The 17,246-nt window shown below is 65.5% G+C and carries 10 protein-coding genes; 2 read left to right on the plus strand and 8 right to left on the minus strand.

What is annotated here, in order from left to right; translation table 11 throughout:
* Positions 1 to 43: 43 nt before the first annotated feature.
* The gene (gene rsmG / locus ACOVRJ_RS07210) at positions 44 to 709 is read right to left on the minus strand and encodes a 16S rRNA (guanine(527)-N(7))-methyltransferase RsmG (protein ID WP_422043200.1); all 666 of its coding nucleotides are present in this window, start codon (positions 707 to 709) and stop codon (positions 44 to 46) included.
* A gap of 42 nt (positions 710 to 751) precedes the next feature.
* Positions 752 to 2,746 (minus strand): tRNA uridine-5-carboxymethylaminomethyl(34) synthesis enzyme MnmG, encoded by a 1,995-nt coding sequence (gene mnmG / locus ACOVRJ_RS07215; RefSeq protein ID WP_422043201.1) that lies wholly within the window; start codon positions 2,744 to 2,746, stop codon positions 752 to 754.
* Positions 2,747 to 2,873: 127 nt separating this feature from the next.
* Between mnmG and ACOVRJ_RS07220 the strand changes: the two genes are divergently transcribed.
* The gene (locus ACOVRJ_RS07220; protein ID WP_422043202.1) at positions 2,874 to 3,155 is read left to right on the plus strand and encodes a YkgJ family cysteine cluster protein; all 282 of its coding nucleotides are present in this window, start codon (positions 2,874 to 2,876) and stop codon (positions 3,153 to 3,155) included.
* 31 nt (positions 3,156 to 3,186) lie between these two features.
* On the opposite strand, the gene ACOVRJ_RS07225 is transcribed toward ACOVRJ_RS07220, so the two are convergent.
* The 6 genes from ACOVRJ_RS07225 to ACOVRJ_RS07250 all read right to left on the minus strand — a co-directional run bounded on the left by ACOVRJ_RS07225 (position 3,187) and on the right by ACOVRJ_RS07250 (position 9,908).
* Positions 3,187 to 3,420, minus strand: coding sequence for a DUF2061 domain-containing protein (locus tag ACOVRJ_RS07225; RefSeq protein WP_422043203.1), 234 nt, complete (start codon positions 3,418 to 3,420; stop codon positions 3,187 to 3,189).
* Positions 3,421 to 3,558: 138 nt separating this feature from the next.
* Positions 3,559 to 5,382 (minus strand): sensor histidine kinase, encoded by a 1,824-nt coding sequence (locus tag ACOVRJ_RS07230; protein WP_422043204.1) that lies wholly within the window; start codon positions 5,380 to 5,382, stop codon positions 3,559 to 3,561.
* 9 nt (positions 5,383 to 5,391) lie between these two features.
* Positions 5,392 to 6,255 (minus strand): phosphate/phosphite/phosphonate ABC transporter substrate-binding protein, encoded by an 864-nt coding sequence (locus tag ACOVRJ_RS07235; protein ID WP_422043205.1) that lies wholly within the window; start codon positions 6,253 to 6,255, stop codon positions 5,392 to 5,394.
* 127 nt (positions 6,256 to 6,382) lie between these two features.
* Positions 6,383 to 7,570, minus strand: coding sequence for an ABC transporter permease (locus ACOVRJ_RS07240; RefSeq protein ID WP_422043206.1), 1,188 nt, complete (start codon positions 7,568 to 7,570; stop codon positions 6,383 to 6,385).
* Positions 7,567 to 8,376: an ATP-binding cassette domain-containing protein gene (locus ACOVRJ_RS07245; protein ID WP_422043207.1), complete on the minus strand. Its 810-nt coding sequence runs from the start codon at positions 8,374 to 8,376 to the stop codon at positions 7,567 to 7,569. Before ACOVRJ_RS07245 ends, ACOVRJ_RS07240 begins: the two co-directional genes overlap by 4 nt.
* Entirely contained in the window at positions 8,373 to 9,908 is a 1,536-nt protein-coding gene (locus ACOVRJ_RS07250; RefSeq protein ID WP_422043208.1) for an alpha/beta hydrolase, read from the minus strand. The genes ACOVRJ_RS07245 and ACOVRJ_RS07250 overlap by 4 nt, the downstream gene beginning before the upstream one ends.
* 358 nt (positions 9,909 to 10,266) lie before the next feature.
* Here ACOVRJ_RS07250 and ACOVRJ_RS07255 point away from each other — a divergent pair.
* Positions 10,267 to 17,246 (plus strand): DUF5979 domain-containing protein (locus tag ACOVRJ_RS07255; protein WP_422043209.1); only part of this gene is annotated, 6,980 nt, incomplete at its 3' end.

Genomic DNA, 17,246 nt, shown 5'->3' on the forward strand with positions numbered 1-17,246 from the left:
TCGACAGCTTAAACGCTGAGGGCTTGGCTGGCGTGGTGCCGCCTTAGTTTTTTGGCCGAATCCAGATCAAACAACGCTGGGCGTCCAGGTTCGGAACCTCCAGCTGTTCCACGTGAAACACATCCAGGTCGGCCGGCAGAGCGGTGATTTCGTCGGCTGGGTGTTGGCCCTTCATGGCCAGCCAAATAGCCGTCGATTCGGCGCCCGGTTTCAGGTGCTGGCGGGTGAGGGTGGTGAAGTCCAGCAGCGAGGCAAAGGCACGCGAGGTGATCAGGTTAAAGGGCGCCGTCTTCAGCGCCTCGACCCGCGAATGCTCGCCATGCAGATTGGGCAGGCGCAACTCGGCCGCCACTTGCTTGATGAAGGTGGCCTTCTTGGCAACGGCGTCTACACAGGTGACGTCGATCTCGGGGTTGCAAATGGCGATGACCACGCCGGGCAAGCCGCCGCCGCTGCCCACGTCCATCAAGCGCAGGGGCTTGCCCGCCGCGTGGCGGCGCAAGGCCGGCAACAGGCTCAGGCTGTCGATCAGGTGATGGGTCAGCATGGCCTGCGGGTCGCGCAGCGAGGTCAGGTTGTAGACCTTGTTCCACTTGGCGATCAAGGCCAGATAGGCGAGCAGGGCTTCTTGCTGCTGAGCACTCAAGTCGAGTTGCAAACGGGCGGCGGCGTCCGCCAGCGGCTGACGCAGAGGGGCGAGATCGGTCATCTTGGGCTTCTTCTTTTGGGTGACGCGGTGGCGCTTTTGGATTCAGGCGGCGCTGTCTTGGGTGCTGGTTTGGGCTTGAGTTTGGCCATCGGTGCCAAAGCCCTTGAAGCGATGCTTGCGCAAATGCACCAGCAGCAAAGAGATGGAGGCAGGCGTAACGCCAGAAATACGCGAGGCCTGGCCCAGGGTTTCGGGCTTGTGCTTGCCCAGCTTTTGGCGAGCCTCGAAGGAGAGGGCGCTGACCTGCGAGTAGTCCAGGTCATCCGGCAAGCGCATATTCTCGTAATGCGAGGCGCGGGCCACATCTTCGGTCTGCTTGTTGATGTAGCCGGCGTACTTGACGCTGACTTCGACTTGCTCGATCACAGCTTCGGCCAAAGTCTCGCCCAACTCAGCCTTCAGTGTTTCACGTGAAACACCGGCATTGGGCCGGGCGATGCTGGCCACTTCGGCCAGGGTGTCGTAAACCACGCCGGGCCGACGCAGCAGGTCGATGAAGTTGTATTCGCGTTCCAGCGCTTTGCCGACCAGGCGCTCGGCATCGGCCGCCGGCAGGATGTTGGGGTGCACCCAGGTGGACTTGAGCTTCTCTGTTTCACGTGAAACAGCATCGCGCTTGCGGTTGAAGGCTTCCCAGCGAGCGTCATCCACCAAGCCCAATTCGCGGCCGACTTCGGTCAAGCGCATATCGGCGTTGTCTTCACGCAGCTGCAGGCGGAACTCGGCGCGGCTGGTGAACATGCGGTAGGGCTCGGTCACGCCCTTGGTGATCAGGTCGTCGACCAAGACGCCCAGATAGGCTTGGTCTCGGCCGGGCAACCAGGGGCCTTGGCCGCGCACTTGCAGGGCGGCATTCAAGCCGGCGAACAGTCCTTGGGCAGCGGCTTCTTCATAGCCGGTCGTGCCATTGATCTGGCCAGCGAAGAACAGGCCGCCGATGTCACGGGTCTCGAAGCTGGACTTCAGGCCGCGCGGGTCGAAGTAGTCGTATTCGATGGCATAGCCGGGCCGCATGATGTGGGCGTTCTCCAGGCCCGGAATCGAGCGCACGGCAGCCAGCTGGATGTCGAAGGGCAGGGAGGTGGAGATACCGTTGGGGTAGTACTCGTGGGTGGTCAGGCCCTCAGGTTCCAAGAAGATCTGGTGGCTGTCTTTGTCGGCAAAGCGGTTCACCTTGTCTTCGATGCTGGGGCAGTAGCGCGGTCCCACGCCTTCGATCACGCCGGTGAACATGGGGCTGCGGTCAAAGCCGGAGCGGATGATGGCGTGCGTGGCCTCCGAGGTGTGGGTGATCCAGCAAGGCACTTGGCGCGGGTGTTGCGAGGCCTGGCCCATGAAGCTGAAGACCGGCAGCGGGTCAAGATCGCCGTCTTGCTCCACGCATTTGGAGAAGTCGATCGAGCGGCCATCGATGCGCGGCGGCGTGCCGGTCTTGAGGCGCCCTTGCGGCAGCTTCAGTTCTTTCAGACGGGCCGAGAGGCTGATGGCCGGCGGATCACCGGCGCGGCCGGCGGCGTAATTTTGCAGGCCGACGTGGATGCGGCCGTCGAGAAAGGTGCCGGCGGTCAACACCACGGCGCGGGCACGGAACTGCAAGCCCATCTGGGTGACGGCGCCGACCACGCGCTCTGTCGTGCCATCCGACTCCACCAAGAGATCGTCCACCGCCTGCTGGAACAGCCAGAGATTGGGTTGGTTTTCCAGCCGGTAACGGATGGCGGCCTTGTACAAAACCCGGTCGGCTTGGGCGCGGGTGGCGCGCACGGCCGGGCCCTTGGAGCCATTCAAGATGCGGAACTGAATGCCGGCCTCGTCGGTGGCGGCCGCCATGGCGCCGCCCAGGGCGTCCACTTCTTTGACCAAATGGCCCTTGCCGATGCCGCCGATCGAGGGGTTGCAACTCATCTGCCCCAGGGTCTCGATGTTGTGCGTCAGCAGCAGAGTGGCGCAGCCCATGCGGGCGGCGGCCAGCGCGGCCTCGGTGCCGGCATGTCCACCGCCGACCACGATGACATCAAATTCCTTGGGGTATTGCATGAGCTGATTCGCCTTGAAAACACGGGCCGCAGCGCCTGTGAAAATCCAGCGCGGGCAAACCTTGAATTTTACGCGGGCCTGTGGATAAGTGCGGGCTTTGCTGCAGCTCTCGAAGGACAATTGCGCCATGAAATGCCGTGATCATTGCGCCGCTTGTTGCATCGCCCCCTCCATCAGCTCGCCCATCCCCGGCATGCCGGTGGTGAATGGCATTTCCAAGCCCGCCGGCGTGCGCTGCATTCAGCTCGACGAGCAAGACCGCTGCAAGATTTTTGGCCAGCCGGAGCGCCCGGCGGTCTGCGGCTCTTTACAGCCCTCGGAAGTGATGTGCGGTGAGAACCGCGAGCAGGCGATGCGCTGGCTGGGTTGGATGGAGAAGCAAACCCAGCCCGATGCTTCCTTGGGCTAAGCCCAGGCTGCTGGCGCGCACCCGCTGAGCCTTATATGGGCTGAGAGTGTTGTGGATGAGACTGGAGGCGGCCTCGCAACTGCGCCCAGGCGGCCTGCAGGCGGGGGTGGCCCCAGTATTTGTCGAAGAAGTGATGCATTACCGTGTTGACCAGCGGCTCGACAAAGGTCACCGCGCCGGCAATGGCGACATTGCCGGTCAGCGCATAGGTCACGCCGAAAGAGGTGCAGAGATGAAGAATGCCGAAGCTGGCGGTCTTGGCCATGAGAGTCGTCCGAAGCAAAGAGGGTGGCGAGACAAGGTGAGCAGAAGGGAATGCTACGCAGGCCCCTGCCTCGGGTCTATTTGGGACTTTTGATCATCGCGATAGGCTTTGCTGGAGCGCCGAGGATCGAATCGCCGATCAAAGCCACAAGCAAAAGCGGCTACCCTGGCCGAGTTCACTGGTGATCTCCAGCCGGCCTCCCATCAGCTCCAACAGTTCCTTGACGATGCTGACGCCCAAGCCGGTACCCGGAATGTGGCCCGAGGTGTCGGCGCGGAAGAAGCGTTCACCCATGCGGGCCAGGTGCTCGGGGGACAGGCCGATGCCTTGATCGCGGATCTCGATGCCATAACGGCTGCGGCCTTCGTCCGGCCCATTCGACTCCGCCACCCGAAGCCGGATGCTCACCGGCTCGCCGCCGGGCGAGTATTTATAGGCGTTGGAGAGGGTGTTGAGCAGAATCTGCTGCATCTTTTGCCTATCCACCGAGACCGGCATCGGCCCTGGCGCCGGGCCCACTTCGGGTGCTGCTCGCCCCTCGGGCGGCTTGTAGTCACTCAGCATCTGGTGCAGCAGTTCACCCAGGTCCAGCAGTTCGAAGTGCAGGTCTGCCGCACCGCGCGCCTCGATGCGGGCCAGGTCCAGCAATTCATTGAGGATATTGATCATCAGCTTGCTCTGCCGATGAATGCGGTTCAACAAGTCCAGGCGCTTGGCCTCGCTGAACTCGCGGTTCAGCAGCAACTCCACGAAGCCAAAGATGCTGGCCATGGGCGTGCGCAGTTCATGCGCGGCCAATGAGAGGAATTCGGACTTCATCCGATCGAGCTCATGCTGGCGAGTTTCGTCCCGCACATACAGCACCAGGCTGACCGCCGAGGCCGTCGGCTGCCGTCCGCTGATGAGCAGCACGCGGGGGCGGTCGCCGCGCAGGGTCAGGCTTTGCCCCTCCGGCCCAAAGCTGGCGGCCAAGCCCAAGAACTCGCTGGCGTCGAGGGCGCGCTCGCGCAGCTTGGTGTCCAGGCCCAGATCGTCCAGACCCAGCACCTCGTCCTCGCGCAGATCGGCCAGACGCAGAAAGGCCTGGTTGGTGAACTCGATCTTGCCGTAGCGGTTGAAGGTGAGCAAACCATCGGGGCTGTTGGCAAAGATGGCGCCGAGCTGATCGTTCTGCGCCGCCAGTTGGCGGGACTGGGCCTGGTGCGTTTCCATGCTGTCTTGCAGCATGATCAGGTGCTGCTGCAACAACACCGAGGTTTCATTCAGGGCGCGCTGCAACTGGACGAATTCCAAGGGGCCCTGCAACTCCATGGGAGCGCGCCCCAGGTCGTCACTGAGCTCAACAGCGAAAAGCCGGGCTTCATCCAGGCAGGCCAAGGGCCGGCGCAGAAACAGCATCAGCAGCCCATAACAGAGCATGATGGCAAAGATGGCCACGAAGGCGGTGTTGCGCCAGATCGCCTGCGCTTGTTGTTGCTGCTCGGCCAAATCGTAGTCCACCCGCACCCAGGCCAGTGCCTGCTCGCCCGAGAGCAGCGGGTGCCATGCGATCAGCCGTGAACCGTCTGGGTTTGTTTCTATATGCGGCTTCGCCAGGGCGGGAGCCGGGATCTCGGAAGGGTCGGACTCAAACAAAGCCGCTGGGGCTTGGCCCGGCAGGTGTTGCACCCGCGTCAGAGGCCGACCCTTGGTATCGAGCAGCGTGATCTGGCGCACATTGGCCAATCCGGCGTAGGACAGTGCTTGCGCTTCTAGCGCGTCTAGGCTGTCCGTTAGCACCAAGCTCATGCTGGAGGCACTCAGGCTGGCTGCCAACATCTGCGCCTGAGCTGCGGCCCCATCGCGCCCGCGTGTGGTTTGCTGCCAAGCTGTGAAGCCACTCAGCAGGCCCAGGGCCACCAGCAGCAACAGCGCGAACATCAGTCCGAGCTGATGTTTGAAGCGTTGAGGCCACAAGCGCATGAGCCGACTTCAGTCTTGCTGCGAATCCAGGTACTTTTGAAGCCTGAGTTTGGTGATGGGCCGGTAGTCGCGCTCAAAGTCGGCGCGCATCGGCTCGCGCATCGGAATGTCTTGGAAGAGCGGCTGCATCTTGGCATCGCCGGCCAGTTTCAGCATTGCATTGGCCACCGCCTTGGCCTGCTCGGCCGGCACACGCGGGTGCACGCTGAAGGGGTGAGGGGCCGCTCCCTGCGTCACCATCAGCACCCGCAAACCTTGGCGCACCGCGTCACTTTCCTTGTTCAGCGTGGCCTGCAGGCCACCGCTGGCGGCGGTCTTTCCGATCAGGGTTTGGCGGTAGGCGTTGGAATGGGTCTTGGCGTAGACCGGCTTGAAGTCGATTTTTTCTTGTTCCGTCAACTGGGCGCGTATCAGCAGCGAAGCCCCCAGTGCATTGGGTGCCGGGAAGGCGATCTCCTTGCCTCGCAACTCTTGCACCGATTGGATCGGGTCATCCTGCCTCACCAGCAACAGACCCTGCAGCAGCTTGCGGTCGCGAAGCAGCGGCAGATAGCCTTGCGACTCATGCGCCATCAACTGGTGATAGGGGTTCATATAGGCAAAGTCGGGGCGGCCTGCGGCCAACTCTGCCTCGAAGGCCGGGATGTCCTTGACCAGCTTCAGACTCAGCCGCACGCCAGACTCTTGGCTCACGCGCTCCAGAATCGGCGCCCAGACGCGTTGCAACTCGGCTGCCTGGAACTGAGGCACCACATAGACCTGGTAGCCCGTCGCTTCGGTCTGCGCTCGGCAGAATGGCGCGATCAGCGTCAGCGCGGCCGCCGCCCACCAGGCTTTGGCCCTAGGCCTCCAAAAATGCTCGCTGAGTCCCATGCGTGCTCCTGAATGGGCCCCGGGCTTGGGCGGCGTTCACCGCACAGCAAGCCGGGCGCGGAGTCATTATGAGCATGGGGCGAAAAGGCTGACAACTCGAACAAAGGCCAAGCTTGCTCTGGATGGGCTATTTCGCCACGGCACCGCGCATCGAGCGTGCCACAAACAAGAGGCAGCCCAGGGTTAGACCCACGCCCACCAGCGCACTGGGCAGCAATTGCGCCCAACTCGGCGTCTCGCCCTTCAACACCAGCATCATCAAGGTGTTCTGGGCAAGACCTGGCACCCACAGATACCAGGGCGCATCGCCGCCTGGATTGAGCATGCTGACCATGGGCGCCAAACCGACCACGGTGATCACCAGGGCCGTGCCGGCTTGGGCCTCCTTGAAGGTCTTGGAGCGGATCGCAAAAGCCATCAAGAGCGCGCTCAGACCGGCCGCCAGCGGCAGTTGCAGCAGCAAAAAGGCCAGCACCTCTCGGCCCCCAAACTGGAACATGGCTTGCAGGCTGTCGCTCTGGAGCAGCCACTGCGCCGGGATGAAGCTCAGGCAGGACAGCACCCCCACCAACATGCCCAGCAGGGCCACCGCACCCCATTTGCCCAGCACCAGGGCCAGGTGTTGCACCGGGTTCATCAGCAAGGGCTCCAGCGAGCCGCGCTCGCGTTCGCCGGCGGTGCTGTCGAGCGCCGCCGTGAGGGCGCCGTAAAGCACCGCCATGATGATGAACATCGGGATGATGCTGGTGATGCGGGTGGCGCGGGCCTGGGCACTGGCCAAGTCGCGCTCTTCCACCTGCACCGGCTGCAGCAGTTCGGTCGAGACGCCGCGCAAGGCCAGATTGAGCGTGGCGCGCTCGCGGTTGAAGCCATTCATCAGCCGGCTCAAACTGCCGACGCCGCTGTTGGCGCGCTGGTTGGCGCTGTCGCTGACCAGCGCCACGGTGGGCTGTTGGCCGGCCCGCAGCTTGGGCTCGAAATCCTCTGTGATCACCAGCACCGGCTCCAGCAGCTTGTTGTCGCGCAGGCGTTTTTCGTAGTCTGCGGGTGCGGTCTTGATGGTGAAGGTCTGGCGCAGCAGGTAGTTCTGCAGGGTGGGCGCATGCTCGATGCCGGCCACCATGATCTCGCGCTTCTCGGCGCGCTCTTCCAGCGAGCTGATCAGGCCCGACAAGGCCAAGAGCAGCAGCGGCCCCATCAGCACGGCCGGCACCGTCAGGCGCAGCAGGGTGCGGCGGTCGCGCAAGGCGTCGACCACCTCTTTGCTCAGCACGGTCCAGAAATGCCGCAGCATCGTGGTGTTAGCTTGGCTCATGCGGCCACCTCCAGGGTCTTGTTCTTTGCGGCCGTCTGCGGCCCGAAGGCCAGCTTGACGAAGGCATCTTCGAATCTGTGTTCACCGGCCTGGGCCAGCAGTTCTTCCACCGTGCCCTCGGCCACGCTGCGGCCATGCGCCACGATCACCACGTGTTCGCAGAGCTGCTCCACCTCTTGCATGATGTGGGTCGAGAAGACGATGCATTTGGCCCCGCCGGCGGGTGAGCGCAGATGCCGCAAGGCCTCGCGCAGCGAGCGGGTGGCCAGCACATCGAGGCCGTTGGTGGGCTCGTCCAGCACAATATTGGCCGGGTCATGCACCAGGGCGCGGGCCAGCGCGGTCTTCATCCGCTCGCCTTGGCTGAAGCCTTCGGCGCGGCGGTCGAGGATGGCCTGCATGTCCAGCAAACGCGCCAACTCCTCGGCGCGGGTGTTGGCGGCGTCGGGCTCCATGCCTTGTAGCTTGCCGAAGTAGATGATGTTTTCGCGGGCCGACAAGCGTGGGTAGAGCCCATGCGCATCACCGAGGATGCCCATGCGTGCCAGCGCCTGGCGCGGTTGTTCGGCCACTGCGATGCCGTCCACGCTGATGCGGCCGCTGTCGGGCGGGAACAGGCCCGCCAACATGCGCAGCGTGGTGGTCTTGCCGGCGCCGTTGGGGCCGAGCAGGCCGGTGATGCGGCCGCTGGGCGCTTGCACGGTCACGTTCTGCACGGCGTGCACGATTTGCTTGTTCGGGCGCTTCAGCAGCGAGCCGCCGCTGCGCGAGACAAAGTGTTTGCTGACGTTTTCAATCTGAATCATGTTGATTGCCCCTTGTTGGCAGCGCCGGTCGAGGCCGCGGGCTGCGGCGGCAGGAAGACGGAGGGGCGCGGTATCTTGCTGGCACAGCTGGCGTCTTGCGGCAGGGCCTGCGCATCGTTCTTGGCATCGATGAAGCGGAACAGCACATCGCGCATGCAGGCCAAGCCCACGACGCCGTGGCTGGCTTCGGGCACCACCAGGTGCTGTACTCGCTCGGCGTGCTGAGCCCCAAGGACCTTGGCCACGCGTTCGCCATGTCGGGGTGGCGTCACTGGGTCGGCGCCGCCGCTGAGCACCAGCACGGGCGAGGGGGCCGGTGGCACGGTGTAGAAGCCGGGGGCGATGCTGGCGCGTGGCCAGTTTTTGCAGGCCCGGCCGTAGAACTCGGCCTCCTGCTGGCGATAGTCGACGCCGGCGGGATCTTTGCTGTCGGCCAGTCTCGGCAGGTCTTCGGCGCACACCACCGAGAAATGCATGCCTGCGGCCAGCTTGCCCGCGCGGCCGCCCCCCAGGGCCCCGGACAGGCCCGTCAGCCCCTCAAAGCGGCCTTGGCTGGCGGCCGCGATGGCGGCCGGCAGGGCGGAGGCCAGCGCAGGCGAATACAAAGGTGCGCGCACGCCGCGCAGCAGCATTTCACGGCTGAGCGTGAAGCTCTCCGGCAAGCCGGTCAGCGGGTGCTGCACGCTGATTTTGCGCGGTAGGCTTTGCAAGAGACCGGCCCATTGCTGGCGCAGCTGAGGGAACTGCTGCGCGCAGCTGCGGTCTTGCTCGCAGGCCTTGAAGCTGGCCTCCAGTGCGGCTTGGTTGTCGGTGGAGAAGCTGGACGGCAAAGCCATATCGGGCGGCGCCACACCATCGATGACCGTGCGCCGCACCTGGGCCGGGAACAGGCGCAGGTACTCCAGCGCGGCGCGGGTGCCGTAGGAGCCACCGTTCAGGTTCCAGCGGCTGATGCCGAGCGCTGCGCGCACCGCATCAAAGTCCTGCATGGCCAGGGTGGTGGAGAAAAAGCGCAGATCGCCATAGGGCAGCTTGGAAAGGTCTTGGCGGCAGCGTTCCAGCCGTTGGAACTGGGCGTTGGTATCCAGCGCCTCGGCCAGCGGCAGATACTCGTCGTCCGGGCATTGCAGCGGCGCTGACTTGCCGGTGCCGCGTTGGTCAATGAAGATCAGATCCCGTCGGTTGTTCAGGCGCGCCAAGCGCCCGATCATCATGGGCGCGATATCGATCGCGCTTTGCCCGGGCCCGCCGGCCAGGATCAGCACCGGGTCGGGCTGCTTGTTGCGGGCCATGGCCGGCATCACGACGAAGTGAATGTCGATCTGCGCGCCCTGAGGTTCGGCCGGGTTCAAGGCTCGCTTGATGCTGCCGCATCGCAGCTCGTTGGCCACCCCTTCGATGCGGCAGGGCCGGGTCAGTTCAGCCCCGCCGGCAGGATTCGGTGCTGCCACGGCGCTGAACTGCGCCCCAGCCAAGGCCAAGGTCAAGCCAGTCAGCGTCGCGGTGCTTCGGCTGCGGTGTCGGTCAAGCATTGCTTGCTCCAGTCTTGTTGTGATGGATTGGGCCGGATTATGAGCAGCCCAGTCTGGCAAGCCTCAGCGGCTGCGATGAGTTGCAGAACTGCCGGTTGAGTGGAGGGTGTCCTGAGCGAATGGCAGAGCCTCGGAGCCTCGCGCCACGCCCCCTGTTCAGGCGGAGCGGCTTGAAAAGCCCCCCGAACTGGCGTCCAAAGCGCTGGCTTTTTTCGAGCTTGCTTGCTGGGGGACTTGTCTAGCATCGGAAGGGTCGATCTGTGCGCCTTCGATGCTTGGATGGGCGCTGCAGGTTCCGAGAACAACAAGCCCTCCGGTTCGACCGAGAGGGCACCTATGCCGAATCGAGAGCGCGACGATGACACAGTTGGGGACCATGGAGCGGGGCACTAAGCCTCGCAGGGCTCGGGGCTTTTGGCGCATCTGCGGCGCTTCGACGCTGAAGCTCAGCTGGATGCTGGCCGCATTGCTCTCGGCGGGCGGCGTACAGGCGGCTAACTTGGGCAGCCAGACCAGCGCCTGCGTGGGCTCGGGCTGCCCGGCCAGCTATCCGCCGGTCAATGCCTGCGGTGCCATCGGTTCGAACGGCTATGACGAAGGCTACGCCATCGTCACCGGCGGCAATATGAGCGTGACCGTGGGCTCCGAGGCCGAGGGACGCATCTATGTGGGCGGCAGCTTGAGCCTGAGCCCCGGGCGCTTCTACAACCTGGTGGCCGTGGGGGCCGGCACCTGTGTCGTGCCGCGCAACTCGACGGTGACCGGCCAGCCCGGCCTGGTGGTGGGCGCGAATCTGGACGTCGGCGCGGGCTCGACCTTTGCGTTGGACGGCCTGGGTCTGGTGACCGATGCCAAGGTGGGCGGCGTCAAAACCGGCACCGGCGTGGTGACCACCCAGGGCAATCTCAGTTTTGGCGCCTTGGTGCCGAGCTCGCCGGTGGACTTCACGACCTTGCGCAGCAACAGCGCCTACTGGGCCGGCCTGACGGCCAATGGCAGCACCAGCAATCAATTCGGTACGCTGACCTTCAGGGCCAATGACAGCGCCAATCTGCAGATCTTCACGCTGGCCGTCGGTGTGACCGGCGTGGCGATTGATTTCAGCGCCATCCCGGCCAATGCCACGGTGCTGATCAATGTGACCGCCAGCGGTACGGTCACCATCAACAGCAATAACTTCCTGGAAAACCTGGGCGCCTTCAGCAGCAACCTGACGCGCCGCATCGTCTGGAACTTCGCCAACGCCAGCCAAGTCAATATCACCGGTTCGTCCCAATTCAAGGGCAGCATCATCGTGCCCAATGGCAGCTTGCTGCAGGCGGTGCCCGGCACCAACGGTCGCCTCATCGTGGCCGGCAACCTGGTGCAAAACAGCGGCGGCAGCGAGTTCCACAGCTACGACTTTGTCGGCAACCTCCCCGATCCACCCAGCCCCGCCAGCCTGGTGTTCAGCAAGGTCTACACCGGCGACACCGCGCCCAGCAAGATCAGCAGCCAGCCCAGCATCAGCGTGCGGGCGGTTTGTAGCAGTTCGGGAACCCGGACGGTCAGTTTCACACCACCGGCGACCGGCAGCATCAGCGGCCTCAGCTCGGGCGAGAGCTGCACCCTGTCGGAGACCGCCATCATCGGCGGCACCCTCAGCGGCGGCTATCAGTTTTCGCCCACCAGTTCGGCCAGCTTCAGCGGCAGCAACCCGCGTGTTCTTTTGGCCGGGAGCAATGCGGTCACCGTCAGCAATCCGCTGGTGGCGCCGCCTCCCGCGCAGCTCAGTATCGTCAAGGCCTATTCGGGCAATACCAGCCCCAGCCGCGTGACGACCCAGCCCACCATCGGCGTGCGCGCGGTTTGCTCGACCAGCGGCACCAAGACCACCAGCTTCACCGCCGGCAGCACCGGCACCATCACCGGCCTGATCGTTGGCGAGACCTGCACGGTGACCGAAACCTCGATCACCGGCGGCAGCTTGAGCGGCGGCTATCAGTTCGCACCGCCCAGTTCGGCCACGGTCAGCCTGAGTCCCAGCACACCCTTGACGGCGAACACCGCCGTCACCGTCACCAACCCCTTGGTGCCGCCCACGCCGGCGCAGCTCAATATCGTCAAGGCCTATTCGGGCAACACCAGCCCCAGCCGCGTGACGACCCAGCCCACCATTGGCGTGCGCGCGGTTTGCTCGACCAGCGGCACCAAGACCACCAGCTTTACCGCCGGCAACACCGGCACCATCACCGGCCTGATCGTCGGCGAGACCTGCACGGTGACCGAAACCTCGATCACCGGTGGCAGCTTGAGCGGCGGCTATCAGTTCGCACCGCCCAGTTCGGCCACGGTCAGCCTGAGCCCCAGCACGCCCTTGAGTGCGGTGACCTCGGTCACCTTGACCAACCCCCTGGTGCCGCCGGGCGGCGCGGTCATCACCCTGAGCAAGCGCTACGCCAATGACAGCGTGCCCAGCCGGGTGCTCACGCCGCCGACCATCAGCGTCAGCGCCAATTGCTCGGTCAGTGGGCTGAAGACCACCAGCTTCAGTGCCGGCAGTACCGGTCAGATCACCGGCTTGGTGGCCGGTGAGACCTGCAGCTTGACAGAAACCGCGGTCAGCGGTGGCAGCCTCGCCGGCGGCTACAGCTTTGCCTCACCGGCCTCGGCCTTGATCAGCTTGGCGAGCAACACCCCGCTGACGACGGACACGCCCGTCAGCATCACCAACACCCTGCAGGCGCCCAATCCGGCCCAGCTGCGCATCAGCAAGGTGTTTGCCAATGACACCGTGCCCAGCAAGGTGACGCTCGCGCCCACCATCACGGTGCAGGCGCAATGCTCGATCAGCGGCCTCAAGAGCGTCAGCTTCAGCGCCGGCACCACCGCCACCCTCAGCGGCTTGGTGCAAGGCGAAACCTGCAGCGTCAGCGAAACGGCGCTCAGCGGCGGTGCCTTGGCCGATGGCTACAGCTTCCAGTCGCCCAGCCTGGCGCAGATCAGTCTGGCGCCGGGCACGCCGCTGGCGGCTGACACCCCGGTGGTGATCAGCAATCCGCTGCTGCCACCGGTGCCGGCCAGCTTGGTCCTCACCAAGCTCTATGCCAATGACACCGTGCCCAGCAAGGTGCTGGACGGCCCGATGATCACCGTCAGCGCGAGCTGCTCGGTGAGTGGCTCGAAGAGCCTGAGCTTCAAGGCCGGCAGCAGCGGCGTGATCAGCGGCTTGGTGGCCGGCGAGACCTGCCGCTTGAGCGAAACCGCTCTCAGCGGCGGCAGCCTGGCGGCTGGCTACAGCTTTGCCGCGCCTTCGGCGGCCGTGATCAGCCTGAGCCCGAGTACGCCCTTGTCGGCGACCACCGCGGTGACCTTGACGAACACGCTGGTGCCGCCGGGCGGCGCCAGCTTGAGCCTCAGCAAGGCCTTTGCCAACGACAGCGTGCCCAGCAAGGTCTTGCAGGCGCCCACCATCTTTGTGCAGGCCAACTGCTCCGTCAGCGGCCTCAAGAGCACCAGCTTCACGGCGGGCAGCACCGGCAGCATCAGCGGCCTGATCGTGGGCGAGACCTGCAGCGTCAGCGAAACCGCGCTCAGCGGCGGCAGCCTCGCCGATGGCTACCGTTTTGCGGCCCCGAGCACGGCACAGATCAGCCTGAGCAGCAGCCGGCCCTTGGACCCGACCACCGCGGTCCTCATCACCAATGTGCTCGAGGCCCCCGGCCCGGCGGAGTTGCTGATCAGCAAGCGCTGGACGGGCGACAGCACGCCCAGTCGCATCGTGCTCGCGCCAACGCTGACCGTGCAAGCCCAATGCTCGGTCAGTGGCCAACACAGCATCAGCTTCCCCAGCAACAGCGTCGGCCGCCTGAGCGGCCTGGTGCAGGGCGAAAGCTGCCGGCTCAGCGAAACCGCCATCAGCGGCGGCGAGCTCAGCGGTGGCTACCAGTTCGACGCCCCGGGCAGCGCCCAGATCAGCCTGGCCGCCGATACGCCGCTGGCCGCGACTCAAGAGGTCTTGCTCAGCAATCCCTTGCTGCCGCCGGACGAGGCGGTCTTGCTGCTGCGCAAGCAATGGTTGAATGACAGCCTGCCCAGCCGCGTGCTGACAGCTCCGCAGATCACCATCCAGGCCGATTGCAGCCTCAGTGGCCGTCGCAGCGTCAGCTTCAGTGCCGACGGCGCGGGCCGCATCGCGGGCCTGAAGCTGGGCGAGCGCTGCAGCCTCAGCGAAGTGGGGCTGAGTGGCGGCAGTCTGGCCGACGGCTACCGCTATGCCGGCCTGGATCAGGCCTTGTTCAGCCTGGCTGCCAACACGCCGCTGCAGGCCAGCAACAGCGTCACCGTCAGCAACCCCTTGCTGGCGCCGCTGCCCGCGCGACTGGTGATCAGCAAGCGCTTTGAAGGCAATGTCGCCGCGCTGCTGACCCAGCCCTTGATCCGGGTGCAGGCCATCTGCGCCCAGTCGGGCCTCAAGACCCTGAGCTTCCAGCCACCATCCCAGGGCGTCATCGACAACTTGAGCGCCGGCGAGCGCTGCGAGGTCAGCGAGTTGGGCACCGACGGCGCCGTGCTCAGCGGGGGCCATGTGCTGGCGCCCGCCTCGTCCGCCTTGATCGCGCCGGCCAGCCTGAATCTGCAGAATGGCGACAACGCCGTCAGCATCAGCAATGCGGTCTTGCTGCCGCAGCTCTTGACCGTGTCCAAGGCCTACCAGGGGGACGCCGGCCGCTTGCTGACCCAGCCCCTGATCACGGTGCAAGCCAGTTGCAGCAGCAGCGGCCTGCGCAGCGTCAGCTTCCGCCCCCCGGCCACCGGCACCATCGGCAGCCTGGCCCTGGGTGAGAGCTGCACGCTCAGCGAAACCAGTGCCAGCGGCGCCACGCTCAGCGGCGGCTTTGTCTTGGCCCCGGTGGGTCAGGCCAGCTTCAGCCCGGCCGCCACGCTGCAGATCGGCGATAGCGCCGTCAATGGCGGCAATGCGGTCACCGTGGTGAATCGCATCGTGCCGCCCACACCGGTGGTCGACCTGCTGGTGCGCAAGTCCCACAGTCCGGCCAGCTTCACCGCCGGCGGCCTGGGTCAGTACCGCATCATCGTCTCCAACCAAGGCCCGGCGGCGACCAACCAACCCTATCAAATCGTCGACACCTTGCCCGCCGGCTTGAGCCTGGCGGCGCTGCCGCAAGGCCTGGGCTGGGATTGCAGTGCCAGCGAGGTCGGCGGCCAGGTGGCGCGCTGCAGCAGCAGCACCGTCATCCCCGGTGCCGGCAGCCAGCCCGTGGACAACCCCAACACCATCGTCTTGCAGGTCAAGGTGGCGCCGGACGCCGGCGGCACGGTGCAGGGCCAGAGCTGCTTGCCCGGCAGCCATGGCCAGGTGACCAATGTGGTGCAGGTGTCCGGCGGCGGCGAGGCCAGCGATCCCGTCACCGTGGGCAATAACCGTTATGAAGATGTGACGCCAGTGCTGCCGCTGGGCGCCATCAGCGGCGAGGTCTGGGTCGATGTGAACCATGATCGCCGCCGCGACCCGAATGAGCCGGCCAAACCGGGTTGGATCGTCGAAGTGCTGGATGCCCAGGAGCAGGTGGTCGCGACGGGGGTGTCCGATGTGCGAGGCCAGTATCAGGTCAGCGGGATCCCGTCCGGAGAGGGCTATAGCGTGCGCTTCAAGGACCCGGCCAGCGGTGCCTACTTTGGCCGCCCGGTGTCGCGCGACCCCAGTGGTGGCAATGACCCCACAGCCGCCAGCGGCACCGGCATCGTCGCCGGTGGCACCATCCGCAATCTCTCGGTGCCCGCCTGTGGTTTGGGGCGTGTGCAGCAAAGCCTGCCGCTGGACCCCGCCGGTGTCACCTACTGCAGCACCACGCGCGCGCCGCTGGCGGGCGTCAAGGTTGAGCTGCTGGATGCCAATGGCAATCTGGTGCCGCCCAGCTGCATGGTGGGCGGAGTGAACAGCATGGTCACGCAAGTCGGTGTTGCCGGCGGCGTGGATGGGGGCTACCACCTGCTGCTGAACAATCCGGCGCCGGCCGAATGTCCGGGCGTCGGACTCTATCGCCTGCGTGTCAGTACCGCACAGGGCGATGGCCTGAGCCGTTTGATCCCGCCGCAAAGCAGCCCCCTCCGACCCCCGGCGCAATGCAGCTCGGCCAGCACCGGCGGCGTCTGCACCGTGCAGGATCAGCCCACCGCGCCCACGCCTGACCAGCGGACCGACTACTACATGTCGATGTGGCTGGACCCGGCCCAGGGCCCGGACATCGTCAACAACCACATCCCGCTGGATGCCTGCGTGGCGCCGCAACTCTTCGTTAGCAAAACGGTGGACCGCAACATCGCCGAGCTGGGCGACAGCGTGCGCTACACCGTCATCGTCAAGCGTGCCGACGCGGGCCGCGACCCCTTGCCCGGCGTGCGCTTGAACGATCGTCTGCCGGCCGGCTTTGTTTACATCCCCGGCACCGCCCAGCTCGATGGCCGGCCCTTGGCCGAGCCGCGCCTGCTCGGCGCCGGGCAGCTGCAGTTTGAACTCGGCAGCCTCTTGCCCAAGGCACAAGTGCGGTTGAACTACCGCGTGCGCCTCGGCGTCGGCAGTCTGCAAGGCACCGGCATCAACAAGGCGCAAGCCTGCGTCGGCAGCCTGCCCGGCGTGGGTCTGTGTTCGAACGAGGCCGAGGTGCGCGTCAAGGTGACCGGCGGCGTTTTCAGCAACGAGGCCTGCTTCAGCGGCAAGATCTATGTGGATTGCAACCACAACCAGGTGCAAGACTCAGAGGAGATCGGCATTCCCGGCGTGCGCTTCTATATGGAAGATGGCAGTTATGTCATCAGCGATGTGGAAGGCAAGTACAGCCGCTGCGGCCTGAGCCCGATGAGCCATGTGCTGGTGGCCGACCCCGCCACGCTGCCACGCGGCAGCCAGTTGGTCAGCAGCAGCAACCGCAATGCCGGCGATGCATCCAGCCTGTTCCTGGACCTGCGCAATGGTGAGTTGCAGCGGGCCGACTTCATCGAAGGCAGCTGCAGCAGCCCGGTGCTGAGCGAGGTGCAGCGGCGCCGCCAGCGCGGCGAACTTGCGCTGCCGCAGCGCGATGCCGCGCCGGCCTTGGCCCTGCGTTTCGACCCCGAACCCGAACCGCCGCCAGCGCCCGCGCCCGCTGCTGTACTGCCGGATCTGGATGAGGCACCGGTGCAGGCCTTGGCGGGCGTGCAGACCCAATGCGTGCCGCGCCGCCAGCCGGTCTTGAGCCCGCCGCCACGCGTGCCCAGCATCAAGCGTCCGGCGGCGGCCAAGCCGGCCAGCCCGGCCGTTGTTCAGCCGGCAACGAAACCGCGACCGGCGATCAAGAA

Origin of the sequence: Roseateles sp. (genome assembly GCF_049240545.1) — a bacterium.
GTDB lineage: Bacteria > Pseudomonadota > Gammaproteobacteria > Burkholderiales > Burkholderiaceae_C > Paucibacter_A.

Coding starts and splice junctions, on each gene's coding strand:
- rsmG (WP_422043200.1), bottom strand. CDS start 709: ATGACCGATCTCGCCCCTCTGCGTCAGCCGCTGGCGGACGCCGCCGCC.
- mnmG (WP_422043201.1), bottom strand. CDS start 2,746: ATGCAATACCCCAAGGAATTTGATGTCATCGTGGTCGGCGGTGGACAT.
- ACOVRJ_RS07220 (WP_422043202.1), top strand. CDS start 2,874: ATGAAATGCCGTGATCATTGCGCCGCTTGTTGCATCGCCCCCTCCATC.
- ACOVRJ_RS07225 (WP_422043203.1), bottom strand. CDS start 3,420: ATGGCCAAGACCGCCAGCTTCGGCATTCTTCATCTCTGCACCTCTTTC.
- ACOVRJ_RS07230 (WP_422043204.1), bottom strand. CDS start 5,382: ATGCGCTTGTGGCCTCAACGCTTCAAACATCAGCTCGGACTGATGTTC.
- ACOVRJ_RS07235 (WP_422043205.1), bottom strand. CDS start 6,255: ATGGGACTCAGCGAGCATTTTTGGAGGCCTAGGGCCAAAGCCTGGTGG.
- ACOVRJ_RS07240 (WP_422043206.1), bottom strand. CDS start 7,570: ATGAGCCAAGCTAACACCACGATGCTGCGGCATTTCTGGACCGTGCTG.
- ACOVRJ_RS07245 (WP_422043207.1), bottom strand. CDS start 8,376: ATGATTCAGATTGAAAACGTCAGCAAACACTTTGTCTCGCGCAGCGGC.
- ACOVRJ_RS07250 (WP_422043208.1), bottom strand. CDS start 9,908: ATGCTTGACCGACACCGCAGCCGAAGCACCGCGACGCTGACTGGCTTG.